Annotated in this window: 11 protein-coding genes; 7 read left to right on the top strand and 4 right to left on the bottom strand. The window is 36.1% G+C overall.

Annotated features, from left to right (window positions below):
* The first annotated feature begins 21 nt into the window (after positions 1-21).
* From BKH40_RS00610 to BKH40_RS00590, 5 genes are all read left to right on the top strand, one after another.
* Positions 22-1,584 (top strand): 2-isopropylmalate synthase, encoded by a 1,563-nt coding sequence (locus tag BKH40_RS00610; RefSeq protein WP_095275903.1) that lies wholly within the window; start codon positions 22-24, stop codon positions 1,582-1,584.
* Positions 1,585-1,781: 197 nt separating this feature from the next.
* On the top strand, positions 1,782-2,165 hold the full coding sequence (locus BKH40_RS00605; RefSeq protein WP_095275901.1) for a hypothetical protein: 384 nt from the start codon (positions 1,782-1,784) through the stop codon (positions 2,163-2,165).
* Positions 2,166-2,412: 247 nt separating this feature from the next.
* Complete coding sequence (hcp, locus tag BKH40_RS00600) at positions 2,413-3,726, top strand: hydroxylamine reductase (RefSeq protein WP_095275899.1); 1,314 nt, start codon at positions 2,413-2,415, stop codon at positions 3,724-3,726.
* Between the two features lie 296 nt (positions 3,727-4,022).
* A complete protein-coding gene (ppsA, locus tag BKH40_RS00595) occupies positions 4,023-6,449 on the top strand; it encodes a pyruvate, water dikinase (protein WP_095275897.1) in 2,427 nt (808 codons plus the stop codon).
* Between the two features lie 6 nt (positions 6,450-6,455).
* Entirely contained in the window at positions 6,456-7,091 is a 636-nt protein-coding gene (locus tag BKH40_RS00590; RefSeq protein WP_095275895.1) for a UPF0323 family lipoprotein, read from the top strand.
* Between the two features lie 404 nt (positions 7,092-7,495).
* On the opposite strand, the gene BKH40_RS00585 is transcribed toward BKH40_RS00590, so the two are convergent.
* Entirely contained in the window at positions 7,496-9,892 is a 2,397-nt protein-coding gene (locus BKH40_RS00585; RefSeq protein ID WP_095275893.1) for a tetratricopeptide repeat protein, read from the bottom strand.
* Between the two features lie 191 nt (positions 9,893-10,083).
* On the opposite strand from BKH40_RS00585, the gene aspA reads away from it, so the two are divergent.
* A complete protein-coding gene (gene aspA, locus BKH40_RS00580; protein WP_095275891.1) occupies positions 10,084-11,496 on the top strand; it encodes an aspartate ammonia-lyase in 1,413 nt (470 codons plus the stop codon).
* 17 nt (positions 11,497-11,513) lie between these two features.
* Positions 11,514-12,221 carry a uracil-DNA glycosylase family protein gene (locus tag BKH40_RS00575; protein WP_095275890.1) on the top strand — a complete coding sequence of 236 codons (708 nt, stop codon included), beginning with the start codon at positions 11,514-11,516 and terminating at the stop codon, positions 12,219-12,221.
* Here the strand turns inward: BKH40_RS00575 and waaF are convergent.
* From waaF to BKH40_RS08910, 3 genes are read right to left on the bottom strand one after another with little or no spacing between them, the layout of a single operon-like run.
* A complete protein-coding gene (gene waaF / locus BKH40_RS00570; RefSeq protein WP_095275888.1) occupies positions 12,201-13,442 on the bottom strand; it encodes a lipopolysaccharide heptosyltransferase II in 1,242 nt (413 codons plus the stop codon). The genes BKH40_RS00575 and waaF overlap by 21 nt on opposite strands.
* Before the next feature lie 2 nt (positions 13,443-13,444).
* Positions 13,445-14,311, bottom strand: coding sequence for a nicotinate (nicotinamide) nucleotide adenylyltransferase (gene nadD, locus BKH40_RS00565; RefSeq protein ID WP_095275886.1), 867 nt, complete (start codon positions 14,309-14,311; stop codon positions 13,445-13,447).
* 34 nt (positions 14,312-14,345) lie between these two features.
* Positions 14,346-14,471, bottom strand: a complete 126-nt coding sequence (locus tag BKH40_RS08910) for a hypothetical protein (protein WP_257842460.1) — start codon at positions 14,469-14,471, stop codon at positions 14,346-14,348.
* Between the last annotated feature and the right edge of the window lie 55 nt (positions 14,472-14,526).

The following is a 14,526-nucleotide window of genomic DNA, read 5'->3' as shown; positions in this document are numbered from 1 at the left end:
TAAACGATAAGGATTTTCAACATGGAGATGATAAAGATATTTGACACAACCTTAAGAGATGGCGAACAAAGCCCGGGTGCTTCTATGAACATAGAAGAAAAGATAAACATCGCCCTCCAGCTTGAAAAACTTGGAGTTGATATCATAGAAGCTGGCTTTGCAGCGGCAAGTCCGGGTGACTTTCAAGCGATAAAAGAGATAAGTGGTATATTAGAAAAAAGCTCAGTTTGCTCACTTAGTAGATGTGTAGAAAACGACATCAAGCAAGCAGGTCTTGCCCTAGCTTTGGCCAAACATAAAAGACTACATGTTTTCTTAGCCACTTCGCCAATACATATGGAGTATAAGCTTAAGATGAAGCCAGATGAGGTCTTAAAACGTGCTATAGATTCTATAAAGTATGCTAAAACTTTTTGTGAAGATGTGCAGTTTAGCTGCGAGGATGCTTGTAGGAGTGAGATAAGCTTTTTAAAAGAGATAAGTCTAGCTGCTATAGAAGCAGGAGCAAGCACTCTAAATATGCCTGATACTGTAGGTTATAGATTGCCTCACGAAGTAGGCGAGATTATAAAAGAGTTAGAAGAGACTATAAAAGATAAAGCAGTGCTTTCAGTCCACTGTCATAATGACCTTGGCCTTGCTGTAGCTAACTCAATCTATGGTGTGATGAATGGTGCTAGACAAGTAGAGTGTACGATAAATGGGCTAGGTGAACGGGCTGGAAACTGTGCTTTAGAAGAAGTAGTAATGATATTTAAAACCAGAAAAGATGTTTTTGCTAAGTATGGTGGTTTTGATACAAATGTAAACACTAAAGAGATCTATAAAGCAAGCAAGCTTGTAGCTGACGTCACTAGCATACGCCCTCAGCCAAATAAAGCCATAGTTGGGAAAAACGCCTTTGCTCATGAAAGTGGAATCCACCAAGATGGAATCTTAAAGTTTAGAGAGACTTATGAGATAATGAAGCCAAGTGATATAGGCATAGTTGATAATAACAACCTAGTTTTGGGTAAGCACTCTGGCAAGGCTGCTTTTAAAGATAAGATAGTAAGTATGGGCTATAACTTAGATGAAGAAGCACTTTTAAAAGCTTTTACTCAGTTTAAAATCCTTTGTGATTCCAAAAAAGAAGTGTATGACGCTGACTTAGAGATGGTCTTAAATGAGCAAACTTCAAGCCTAAAACAAGTCTTTATACTAGAAAGCATCCAAAGTTCAACTGCTAGTAATGGTGCTCACTTTAGTGCTGTAAGTATTAGTAAAGATGGTGAGATTAAAAGTGACTGTGCTTTGGGTAATGGCGCAGTTGATAGCATCTTTAAAGCTATTGAAAGGATTACTAGTGTGGCTGGAAAACTGCTTGATTATAAAGTAGAAAGCGTAGGAAGTGGTAAAGATGCTATGGCAAAGGTAAATGTAAAAGTTTCTTTTGAAGGTAACGTCCCAGTTATAGGTCATGGAAGTGACTTAGACACTATGCAAGCAAGTGCAAAAGCTTATATAAATGCACTTAATAACTACCTAAGGATGAAAGAGTTTTTAAGTAAAGATGGCGTAGATATGAGATATGGAAGTTTATAAAGTGGCACTGCTGGATTTCAATAAGTAAGAATGTGCGTTGGCTTGAAAATTAGATTCTGTAAGTTTATGGAATCTAGTAGCTTTAAAAAAAGACTTAAGAAGCTATTTTTACAAAGTATCTAAAGACTTAAAGTGCAATAAAGATGGCTTTTTTGCTAGAATATAAAAATTATTACAATATGAAATTAAGGATTATTATGAATAAAGTCTTACTCAGTCTTACTTGCTTTGCTGGCTTAATCTTAGTAGCTTGTAGCAGCACACAAAGACCATTACAACTTGAGTTAGCGCCTGTAAAAAGCTCTAATATCACACGTATAGCACCTCTAAGTGCTAGCGACTTAAACATAGGCGCACCAGCCATACTTGAAACTACCAATAAAGACTCGCTAGTTGATATAGAAGAAGTAGATGGATTCTATACACTAACTAAGGGTTCAAAAGAAGCCCTTATTAATAAGTTCTTAGATACTTATAAGGCAGATGTATTATTAGTGCCTAGATTTAATGTGACTAAGACTGGCTTTAGAAAGTATAAAGTAAGCCTTACTGGAAGACCAGCTACTTTGAAACAAAAATAAGTAGCCTTATCCCCTTTTAGCCCCTACTTATTTCATGGGGCTTTCTTACTTTGTAAAGCCTCTATAAAATTTTGCTTCATAGGATCTTCACTTTAATATAGTTTTTATTTAATATAGTTTTTTTGCTTGACCTTCAATCTAAGATTCCAAACACTTTTTAAAATTTTTACATTGACAAATATCAACACACTCTCTTTTTAATAGTAGTACATTGCAAGATATATTTAACGTAACTAAAGGAAGAAATATGTTTTGTTATCAATGTGAAATGAGTGCGCCTAATGGCTGCGGGATTAATGGAGCTTTAAAAGGAACTTGCGGTAAAGATGATACTAAATCACGCTTGCAAGATATGATGATATACGCACTAAAAGGTCTTAGTGCGTATAGAACTCACGCTAATGAGATGGGTGCTAATACAAAAGAAGTAGATGATGTTATAGCTAAAACACTTTATTTCACACTTACTAATATGAACTTTAACTTTAATGACCACATAGCTCAAGTTTTAAAAGTCGGAGAAGCAGGTGTAAAAGTTATGGACCTACTAAGTAACGCCCACGTAGAAAAGCTTGGAATCCCAACGCCTTTAAAAGTATCTCAAAACAAAGCCACTGGAAAAGCTATCTTAGTAAGTGGACATAACCTCCACGCACTAGAAGCCCTTTTAAAACAAACTGAAGGAAAAGGGATAAATATCTATACTCACTCAGAGATGCTTCCAGCCCATGCTTATCCAGAGCTTAAAAAGTACTCTCATCTAAAAGGCAACATCGGTGGAGCGTGGTTTGATCAAACAAAGATTTTTAATGAGTGGAATGGCACAGTTTTAATGACAACTAACTGCATAGTCCCGCTTAGAAACTCTTGTAAGTATCAAGATAGAATCTTTGGCTTTGATATAGCAAGCACTGATGGTATAACTAACCTTCACACTATGGACTTTACTCCTCTTATAGAAAAGACTTTATCTTGCCCTGAAGAAACTAACTTTAATGAGGAAAAAACCATAAGCACAGGCCATCACTACAAAGCAGTGCTTCCACTAGCTGGTGAGATACTAGCTGCGATTAATAGTGGAAAGATAAAACGCTTTTTTGTTATAGCAGGCTGTGATGCACCGGGTAAAGAAAGAGACTATTATAGAAAGCTAGCTATTAGTCTTCCAAAAGACTGTGTCATACTAACTAGTAGTTGTGGTAAGTTTAGGTTTAATGATGTGGATTTTGGCTATATAGAGGGGACTAATATACCTCGCTACCTAGACTTAGGTCAGTGCAATGATAGTAATGGCGGCGTTAAAATAGCCCTAGCTTTAAGTGAGGCTACAGGTATCGCAGTTAATGACCTCCCATTAACAATAGTACTTATGTGGATGGAGCAAAAAGCTATCATCATCCTTTGTGCCTTGCTTTTCTTGGGTATAAAAAACATTTACGTAGGTCCAAGCTTACCTAAGTTTTTAAACGAAGACATACTAAACTTTTTAGTTGAAAACTTTAACATTAAGCTTATATCTAAAGAGCCAGTCTTAGACTTCCCAGACCTAGTTAGTGCTTAAAATATACTCCTAGCTTTATAAAGTCTTTATGATGGAATCTGTAAGTAGATTCCACCTTTTGATTCCATACCTAAAAGGCATTTAATATCTAAATCTTATACGTGCATCAATAAAGTAAAAGCATAAGCAAAACTAACACTAAGATCTTACAAAGTAGCCATGAAGAAAAGTAGCCCCAAACCTCTCTACTAGCCTAGCTAATGCCTTAGTTTAGACATTTAAGGTTCATTTAAGCAAAATGGGGATTTTTTTTATTACAATTGATTCCATAACATTTAAGTTGGGAGTTTTGTGAAATGAAATATATTAAGTTTTTTAAAGAGCTGAATAATAAAGATGTACCACTCGTAGGTGGGAAAAACGCCAGTATAGGCGAAATGTTTCAAGAACTCATAAGTGAAGGTATAAAAGTACCAAATGGCTTTGCTATAACAAGTGATGCCTACTGGTACTTATTAGAAAGTGGTGGTATTAAAGATAAGATATATCAACTACTAAAAGACGTTGACTACACAGAAATGGATGTGCTAAGGAATAGATCAAGACAGATAAGAGAGCTTATCTTTAGCACACCTCTCCCAGAGGACTTAAAAGAAGAGATATTTGAGGCTTATGACATACTAAGTGAGGAGTATGGCATGAAAAAAGCTGATGTTGCTGTAAGAAGTTCAGCTACTGCTGAAGACTTGCCAGATGCAAGCTTTGCGGGTCAGCAAGATACTTACTTAAGTGTAAAAGGCGAAGTTGACTTAGTGCACTATATAAAGTCTTGCTTTGCTTCACTTTTCACCCATAGGGCAGTAAGCTATAGGGCTTCACGTGGTTTTGATCACTTTAAAGTAGCACTTAGCATTGGTATACAAAAGATGGTGCGTGCTGATAAGGGCAGTGCTGGGGTTATGTTTAGTATAGATACTGAGACTGGTTTTAAGGACGCAGTATTTATAACTTCAAGCTGGGGACTAGGTGAAAATGTCGTTGGCGGTACTGTTAACCCAGATGAGTTTTATGTCTTTAAGCCGACTTTAGAGATGGGAAAAACTCCTATCATAAAAAGGCAGCTTGGTAAAAAAGATGTAAAGATGGTCTATGCACCACTAGGAAGTGACCACCCTACTACTAATGTCAAAACTACTCAAGCTGAGATGGATAGCTTCTCGCTAACTGATGAAGATGTGCTTACACTTGCACGCTACGCTGTAAAGATAGAAAAGCACTACAGCAAAGAAGCAGGTGAATATAGACCTATGGATATGGAGTGGGCAAAAGATGGTGAAAGTGGAGAGATCTTTATAGTGCAAGCCCGCCCTGAAACCGTGCAGTCTCAGAATATGAAAAAAGGTAGCTCTGCTAAGATAGAAAAGTTTAAGTTTAAACATCCTAATGAGCCAAAAGAAGTATTACTAAAAGGTATGGCTATAGGTACTAAGATAGGTCATGGTAAAGTTAGAATCATAAAAGACATAGAGCATATGCATACTTTTAAAGAAGGTGAGATCTTAGTTACTGATAACACTGACCCTGACTGGGAGCCGGCTATGAAAAAAGCAGCCGCAGTTATAACAAATCGTGGTGGAAGGACTTGCCACGCTGCAATTGTTGCGCGTGAGATAGGTGTACCAACTATAGTTGGAGCTAATGGTGCTACAGATCAGCTTTACTCAGGACTTGATATAACAGTATCTTGTAGTGAAGGTGAAGATGGGCTAATCTATGCTGGAATCCACGACTACGAAGTAGAAAGTATAGAGCTTTCAAACCTTGGCACACCAAAAACTAAGATATACATGAACGTAGGAGATCCTTCAAAAGCCTTTGGCTTTTCTCAGCTTCCAAACTGTGGCGTAGGACTTGCTAGGATGGAACATATCATACTTCATCAGATAAAAGCCCACCCTTTAGCCCTCCTAGACCTACAAAACAAAAAGCCTATAAGTAACCAAGAAAAGATTACTAAACTAATCTCAGGCTATGCTAACCCAAAAGACTTTTTTATCAAAAAGATAGCTGAAGGCATGGGGATGATAGCAGCAGCTTTTTATCCAAATCCAGTTATCGTTAGAACTAGTGACTTTAAGACTAATGAGTATAGAGGCATGATATCAGGCGAAGACTATGAACCTATAGAAGAAAACCCTATGCTAGGTTATAGAGGGGCTTCAAGGTACTATTCTGATCTTTATAGAAGTGCTTTTGAGTGGGAGTGCCAAGCATTAGCCATGATAAGAGATGAGATGGGACTAACTAATATGAAAGTTATGGTGCCATTTTTAAGAACTCCAGAAGAAGGTAGAAAAGTCCTTGAGATCATGAGAAGAAACGGCCTTGAAAGCGGCAAAGACGGCCTTGAAATCTATGTCATGTGTGAGTTACCAGTTAATGTCATACTAGCAGATGAGTTTTTAGATATGTTTGATGGCTTCTCAATTGGCTCTAATGACCTAACGCAGTTAACTTTAGGCGTGGATAGAGATGGAGACTTAGTAAGTCACATCTTTGATGAGAGAAATGAAGCCATGCTTATCATGTTTAAAAAAGCAATAGAAGCTTGTAAAAAACACAACAAGTACTGTGGTATCTGTGGACAAGCACCAAGTGACTATCCAGAGATAGCTGAGTTTTTAGTGCGTGAAGGCATAAACTCCGTTTCTCTAAATCCAGATTCTGTAGTTAGCACTTGGGATAGAATCGTAAAACTAGAAAAAGAAATGGCAAAAGGATAAAAAGCAGTGAGTAAAAAAACCTACTTAAGAAAGATTAGCGATGCTGCTATAGTAGGAGGGATAAGTGCTATAGCTATGACTACTTTGATAGCTTGTGGTAATGGTAGCTCTAACACCACAGATAAAGTAGTTGCCAAACAAGGTGCTATAGTCACCTTAGAAGAGCAACCAGATGGTAAGTATAAGATACTTGAAGAAGTTCCTTCTAGTGAGACTAGGGTTATAGTAAAAGGGCTTGATGGAAGTGAGAGAATCTTAAGCAAACAAGAAGTAGATGCCATAGTTGCTGCTGAAGCTAAAAAAGTAGATGATGGCACTAGTCAGCTAACCCAGCCTAATGGAGGAGATGGTAATGGCGGCTTTGGGCTAGGAAGTGCCATCCTTGCTTCAGCCGCAGGGGCAATAATAGGAAGCTATATAGGTAATAAGCTTTTTAATAACCCAAACTTTAAGCAAAATCAGCAAAGAAATTACAAGTCTCCTCAAGCTTATGAAAGATCACGCTCTAGCTTTAATAAAGGCACAGGTGCTACTACTGCAAGGGCTGGTGCTACACCTAGTAGTGCAAGAGGTGGCTTTTTTAACCAAAGTGGGAGAGCGGGAGGCACTGGAGTTGGCGGGGCGTCTAGCTTTGGTGGCTAAGGATTTTTATATCAATTTATATTAAGTAGTTTAATTAGTTAGATTTTATAAGCTTATAGAATCTAAGAGTAATAGCTAATTTTAATTATTTTTCTCTTTTAACTACCCACGCCCTTAAATGCTATAGAGAAGGAAGGATGCACTTGCATCTTTATCATCGCAAGGCTTGCTTTTAGTAAGCCGTGGCAGTCAGCTATCCTTAAGTTTATATAAATCTATAAGAATCTGATTTTAGATTCTATAGTCCAATATTTTTTTGTATCTTCTTGCTTATGTGTTTTTTCTTTAAGCAAAACAAGGCTATGGGCGAGAATGCGCCTTTAGCACAAAAAACTAGATTCCATAAATAGAATCTAAAAACTTAACATCAAGTTATGTGATAGCATATAGACTTAAAGTCATACTTAAGGCAAGGTGCTAGTATCTTGCTGCAAGCCTAGTGCATTAGAGCAAAGTATCCCAAAAGAGCTACCTGCATCAATTGCCTTGCAAGTCTCTAGTCTTTTTACACTTTCTTGCTTATCGCCTTTTACATAGTAGATATTTGCACTTTTATATAAGGCTTGCTGTTTGTCTTGTGGTTTTAAGTCTGTATTTAAGATTGCATTTAAAACCTTTAAGGCTTTATCATATTCTTTATCATCGCTTTCAGTATCAGCTAGTAAAAAGTCAGCATAGGGACTAAAGTCACTTCTTCCATTTTTAGCTTGTAACTCTAAGATTTTACTTGCTTCTAGTTTTATAGCACTTCTATTTCTTTGTGTCTCAGCTAGGTTTAGTAAGTCAAAGTGCACAGTTAGAAGTCTTGGATCATCCCCAAAACGTGCATCTAAAGTTTTAGCTACTTTTATAGCTTCATCTTTTCTACCACTAGTAAAAAGAGCACTAAAAAGTGGGAATCCTATATCATAGTACTCTGGTTTAGCATTAGCAAAGGCTAGGTCTAGCACATCATAGCTTGCTTTTATAGCATCTTTGTCATCGCCTAGGGCGTAGAGATTTTTAGCTTGCAAGTAAAGCCAGTTAGCTAGCTTTGCACTATCGTTTATATCTTTATGCTTATCTTTAAACATAAGATTTGCTTTTTGATAAAGATGCTTTTTTTGCATACAAGAAAAGACTTTTATGCTAGTGTCTAAGTCAAGCTCTAAGTTATTAGGTGCATTCTTAGCAAGACTTGCTATATCTTTACAGTCTTTATCACTCATAAAGGCATTTTTATAAGCACCATCTATCAAAGCTAAGTTTTTATCTAAAGAAGGACTTAAGGCTATGACGTCTTTGTATCTTTTCTCATCATATAAAACTTTAGCCTTCAGCTCTAAAGCTTTTTTAGCAGTTGGAGTGTTTGGATAAGTTTTTATTAAGTACTCATACCTTGCAAGCTTTTTATCATTACTCCCATTTACACCAAATAATATACCATCATCCCTACTTTTAACCCTCTTAACTAGCGCACTATCTGGATAGTGGTGGATAAAAAGTAGGTTTGCTTTATGGGCATTATCATAGTCTTTTGCCTCTGCAAAGTAGATTCCAGCATCATTAAGCATCTCTGCGTGTGTTTTTGAAGGTACTTCTGCATTTTGACTTAGATAAAACATAATCTTGGCGGCTAGGTCATAAACTCCTTTATCGGCTAACTCTTTAGCTAGGTTGTAGCTTTTAGAGATGTTTTCTAAAAAGTAGGTTGGATTAGCCTTGCTTACTTTTTCTAGCAAGTTTTTAGTGTTAGTTAAGTCATCATTATTAAGGCTAAATACAGCCCAAGACACTGCTATCTCTGAGGCAGATTCTAGATCTTTTGCCTCTTCATAAGCCCTTCTATAAAGCAAAGGGGCTTGCTTTAGATCAGCCTTTGTAGTTAGCATATTAGCTAAAGACATCCTAGCTAGTGGAGAGTACCTTGAGTTAGGATACTCACTGATTATACGTATAAGGTAGTATTTGGCATTTTTAAGGCTGCTTTGTTTTATATAAGCTAGGGCTAGATAGTAGATAACTTCAGGGGCTTTATCATCACGTGAGTAAACACTTATCCAGTCTTTTGCCCTAGCTATTATAGAGGCTGGATCAGAGCCTGGCTGCTTGCTTAAAGCTACTATGGCGTAGTAAATCATATCTTTCAGAAAAAGGCTATCTTTATATCTTTTAAGTGCGGAAGAAATGGCATTTAGTGCGTTTAAGTATTCTTTTTTATCCATCAAATCTTTTATATTAGAAAAGGCTTCAAAGTCTTGACCTACTTCATACTTTAAAGGTCTTCTGTTTACATCAAGCTCGCCTAAGGTTGGAGCTTCAGTGCCTAGTATGGTTACTGGAAAGTTTATAGTATCTTTATTTTTAACTTCAAAGCTAGGGTCTAAAAAGGGGATATTTGCCCCATTATAAGCAACTATCTGAAAGCTTTTAGACTTGCTTCTTTCCCCACTTGGTACACCTAGAGGAGTTTTAAGATCTAAGAAGGTAGAAAAAAGCTTCACATGCATGTCTTTTGCAGGCATCACTTCTACTTTCATATAGTTTTTGGAATCCATTTTTACCATATTATAAGAGAGGTCAAAAAAAGGTCCTTTGGCTGGGTTAAAGCCACTTTGTGGTATGCCTTCTATGTAGCAGCTTATGGATTGGATTTTATTTTGCAAGTTTATATTAGGCTTGCAAGTGAAGTCATGGTTATTTTTAAGATTTAGCACGGCAAAGTCTACGCCTTTTTCTTTACCGTAGTTTAGGGTTATCTCAAGTGCGGAGGCTAAGTTAAAACTGCTAAAAATTATTACAAGAAAAGTTAAAAATCGCATAGTTGCACACTTACCTTAGATGTTTCATGAAGCTTTATTTTAGCTGTTATTTTATATTTATAGGCTTTAAGACTAGCCTAAAGTTACAAAACTCCTAAACTTATAGAAAGCAAGACACAAAAAATAGTTGCCAAGTCTACTTTCTTAGCAAAAGTAGTACAATCATCCAATTTATATTAATTGGAGATAAAATGAGTACTAGAATAGAACATGATTTTATAGGTGAATTAGAGATTGATAATAGTTGCTATTATGGAGTGCAAACTTTTAGAGCGCTTAATAACTTTCACATTTCAGGTAGAAATATAGGCTTTTATGATTTCTTAGTTCGCTCTTTTGTTCAAGTAAAAAAAGCAGCAGCACTAGCTAACTTTGAGTTAGGGCTTTTAGATTCTAAAATCAAAGATGCCATAGTTAAAGCTTGTGATGAAATCCTTGCTGGTAAGTTTCATGATCAGTTTGTAGTAGACATCATCCAAGGTGGTGCTGGAACTTCTACTAATATGAACGTAAATGAAGTTATAGCAAATGTCGCTTTAGAAATCATGGGACATAAAAAAGGTGAGTATAAGTACTGCCATCCAAATGACCACGTAAACCTTTCTCAATCAACTAATGACACCTATCCTACAGCTTTAAGAATGGCTATCTATGAAAGAAGCCTTGTGCTAAGAGATACGATGCAAGTCTTAAAAGAGGCTTTTTATAAAAAGTCTTTAGAGTTTAAGCACGTTATAAAAATGGGCAGAACCCAGCTTCAAGATGCCGTTCCTATGACCTTAGGACAGGAGTTTCACGCCTTTTCAAGTTCGGTTGAAAACTGCATACACAGAGTGGCAGAAGCAGATAAGCTACTTTTAGAGATAAACCTTGGCGGAACTGCTATAGGCACAGGTATAAACTCTCACCCAAAATATAAACACACCGTAGAAAAATACCTTAGAGAGATAACTGGAAGAGACTATAAGATAGCCCACGATCTAATCCAAGCTACACAAGATACAGGTGCTTATGTTCAAATAAGTGGGGTTTTAAAAAGAGTAGCAGGTGAAATATCTAAGATATGTAATGACTTAAGACTATTAAGCAGTGGTCCTAGAACTGGGATTAATGAGATAAATCTTCCTAAGATGCAACCCGGAAGCTCTATAATGCCGGGCAAAGTAAACCCAGTTATCCCAGAAGTAGTAAATCAAGTCTGTTTTGCAGTTATAGGTAATGATGTAACTGTAACGCTAGCTGCCCTTGAAGGACAACTCCAACTAAACGTCTTTGAGCCAGTTATCGCTTCTAGGATCTTAGAATCTATCATGATGATGAATAACGCCTTTAAAACCTTAGTTGATAAGTGCATAGTTGGAATCACAGCTAATGAAGAAAGGTGCAAAGAGTTAGTGCTTCACTCAATAGGTATAGTAACAGCACTAAACCCAGTGCTTGGCTATGAAGTCTCAGCCTCCATCGCAAAAGAAGCACTTAAAACTGGTAAAAGCGTTTATGACTTAGTGCTAGAACATGGCTATCTAAAAAAAGAAGAACTAGATTCCTTACTTAAACCAGAAAACATGCTTAACCCACGCATGGAAAAAATGGGTAAAAAGTAGATTAAAAGCTAAGCTAGATGTCTTCTTACTTAGAAAAATTAAAGACCTTAGAAAAACTCTATAAGCTTGAAAGCTTAGGAGTTGAGTATATAAGCACTAAAGATGGCAAGACTTTAAAAGAAGCACAAAGCACTTCAAAGCAAGGGGCTAGTTTAAAGTCTTTAGATTCTAAGGCTATGCAAGAAGAAACTACTAATCAAGCTAGCATAAGTCTAAGAGATAAGATTTTAAACTGCAAGCTTTGCGAAAGGTCTAATAGCTTTAAGCCTTGCCCAAGCTTGAATCTAGAAGGCTCAAATATAGAATCAAGCTTTGCTTTTATAGCACCAACTTTAAGTCTAGAAAAAGATGGGAGTTTAAGTGATACTAAGATAAATCTCACTTTAAAAAACATAGCACAAAATATATACAAGCTAGACCCTAGCAAGACTTGCTTTTTAAGCCTAGTAAAGTGTGGCACAACGCAGCCTTTAGAAAGCAATATCAAAACTTGTAAGCCCTACTTAGAATCTGAACTAGAAAACAAAAAGTACGCCATATTTTTTGGAAGCCTTCTTGCAAAAAGCCTTTTTGGTTTGGAGTTAAAAGATGCCTTAGGGAAGATTTTAGAGTATAAAAATGCCAAGTGCATAGTTACTTTTGACTTGCTAGATATGCTTAAAAATCCTAGCCTTAAAAAAGACGCACTAAGCCATCTAAATTTATTAAAAGTTGTGGCTAACTAGATAGTTACTTAAGTCTATAACTTCATCTGGAGTTATAAGCTTCATGCAGTTGTGATGTTTTAGAGGGCAGATTCTTTGCTTGCAGCCAAGACAAGGAAGCTCTTTTTTTCTAATGGCTATAAATCTTCCTAAAAAAGTATGATCATCTTCATCCACTCCAGCATCAGCACCCTTACTAGTTACATGCCAAGGGTAGCCCCACCTTGAAGGAGTTGGACCATAAAAGGATATAGAAGGCACACTTAAAGCTACTGCTATGTGGGAGTTTCCACTATCATTGCCAACATGTACACTGCACTCATTTATAGAATCTATTAAAGTTTTTATAGTAGTTTTTCCAACTAAGTTATTTAAAGACTTAAGGTTGCTAGCGTTTTTAGTGATTAAAGCTTCTAGTCTATCGCCTAAGTCTTTTTCACTTAAAGCACCAAAAAGCCTAACTTCATATCCTTTAGATAAAAAGTAGCTTGCAAGCTCAGCGTAGTACTCTAAAGGCCACCTTTTTGAAATGCCAAAGGACGCCCCAAAAGAAAGTCCTAAGATCTTAGTATCTAAACTATCTTGCTTTTTACTTCTTACTTTTAGTCTTAAAGCTCCTAGATTTTCATATATTAAGGCTTGATTTTTACTCATTAAAGCGGTGTCATAAAGGGGACTTTTAAGGTTTTTAGATTCTAAGTCTAGCAAGCTTGCAAGTGGAGTTAGTAAGCTTGCATAGCTTAAAACTTGATGCTTGCAAACTGGTGCTTTGCCTAGTGCTTTTTTTATAGGATGAGTTAGTAAAAAGCTTCTTAATCCAGAGTAGCCTATCCTAACTTTAGCAGAGCTAAAGCGTAGTAAGAGGGCTGAAAAAAAGGCATTTTGAAAAGTTATAGCGTATTTGAAGTTATGCTTTTTTTTAAGGCTTTTAGCAAGACTTATAGTAGCTTTAATCCTTGCTAAAAGCTTAAATCTATGCTTTTTAGAATCTTCTTTAGTGCTATCTATAACTAGCTCTTTTATAAAACTATCACAGCTAAAAAGCTCTAAAACAAGCTTGTTACCAACTAAAACTACTTCAAAGTGCTTTTTTAAAAGCTCTAAAGTAGGAGTTAGCATAACGCAGTCACCTAACCAGTTTGGAAGGCGTATAAGCAAGGTCTCTTTAAGGTTTTCTTCTATCTTGGGATTTATCATCTTAGAATCTACTGGCTTAGAATCTGCATTAACACTATCTTGCATGGCTACTTTCTAGTTAAAAACTCTTCTTTTAAAAAGTCTTCTAGTTGGTATTTATTTCTATACTCTTCAGTTAGTATGTGTACTATTATCTCTCCAAGGTCTGCTATTATCCACTCGCTATTACTATCATCTACTGCGTAAAACTTTGCTCCTTTTGGCTTTAAGTCATCTTTTAAGTAGTTTAGTAGACCTTCTGCATGTTTTGGTGCCATAGCAGTTGCTACTACTACATAGTCACTTATATAGTCTTTATCTTTTAAGTTTAACACTTCTACATTGCTTGCTTTTTTATCTTCTAAAACTGTCTTTATGCTTTCTAAATAGTCCATATTTTCTCCTAGTGATTTTAATATCTCCTCTTCCCAGAGGTCTTTTTTTATACTTTCTAGTCTTTTTCTTATAGAGCTAGAGCTTATATCTTCATCCATATCTATATAGATAAACTTAGAATCTCTACTAACTTCTTCATATCCATGTCTGCTAAAGACTACAAAACTTACTAGCTTTTTTAAGTCTTTATAGTCTTTCCAGCTTTCTAAACTTTTAAGATTATCTTCGCCTAATAAAAGATAAAACTTTTTAGGCTTAAACTTCTCTTTTAAGTATCTAACTGTGTCTATGGTGTAAGACTTATCTTTTTTTAGAACTTCATAGTCACTAACTTCTACCCTATCAAAACTAGAAAAAGCCTTTTTACAAAGCCTTAATCTAGTCTTAGAATCTAAAAGTGTTTTATCCTTAAAGGGATTACAAAAAGCTGGCATGATAACTAGCAAGTCTATATCTAAGCTTTTTAAAGCAAGTCTTACTAACTTATTATGCCCCTTATGCACCGGATCAAAGCTACCGCCAAATAAGGCTAGATTCATAACTACAAAGGCCTTTTGTTCACATTTAAAACATTCAAGGTTTTATACTTCTAAGTATCAAAAAGATCACAGCACAGATTACAACTACAACAACTATTGTACTAAAAACTTCTATGTTGCCTATAGGCTTGCTTAGATCAAAGGCTGAAGTAACATCCATCTTTAAAAACTCCTACTAAAATCTTAAGTTTACCTTCTTAGGCTTGCTTTTTAGA

This window comes from Helicobacter sp. 11S02629-2 (genome assembly GCF_002272875.1).
Taxonomy (GTDB): Bacteria; Campylobacterota; Campylobacteria; order Campylobacterales; family Helicobacteraceae; genus Helicobacter_I.
The sequence above is the reverse complement of the archived record's forward strand: the minus strand, read 5'-3'. Positions and strand labels throughout refer to the sequence as shown.

Excerpts from the sequence above, each read along its gene's own strand:
- BKH40_RS00605 (WP_095275901.1), top strand. The coding sequence starts at position 1,782 with ATGAATAAAGTCTTACTCAGTCTTACTTGCTTTGCTGGCTTAATCTTA.
- BKH40_RS00585 (WP_095275893.1), bottom strand. The coding sequence starts at position 9,892 with ATGCGATTTTTAACTTTTCTTGTAATAATTTTTAGCAGTTTTAACTTA.
- hcp (WP_095275899.1), top strand. The coding sequence starts at position 2,413 with ATGTTTTGTTATCAATGTGAAATGAGTGCGCCTAATGGCTGCGGGATT.
- BKH40_RS00575 (WP_095275890.1), top strand. The coding sequence starts at position 11,514 with ATGTCTTCTTACTTAGAAAAATTAAAGACCTTAGAAAAACTCTATAAG.
- waaF (WP_095275888.1), bottom strand. The coding sequence starts at position 13,442 with ATGCAAGATAGTGTTAATGCAGATTCTAAGCCAGTAGATTCTAAGATG.
- BKH40_RS08910 (WP_257842460.1), bottom strand. The coding sequence starts at position 14,471 with ATGGATGTTACTTCAGCCTTTGATCTAAGCAAGCCTATAGGCAACATA.
- aspA (WP_095275891.1), top strand. The coding sequence starts at position 10,084 with ATGAGTACTAGAATAGAACATGATTTTATAGGTGAATTAGAGATTGAT.
- nadD (WP_095275886.1), bottom strand. The coding sequence starts at position 14,311 with ATGAATCTAGCCTTATTTGGCGGTAGCTTTGATCCGGTGCATAAGGGG.
- ppsA (WP_095275897.1), top strand. The coding sequence starts at position 4,023 with ATGAAATATATTAAGTTTTTTAAAGAGCTGAATAATAAAGATGTACCA.
- BKH40_RS00610 (WP_095275903.1), top strand. The coding sequence starts at position 22 with ATGGAGATGATAAAGATATTTGACACAACCTTAAGAGATGGCGAACAA.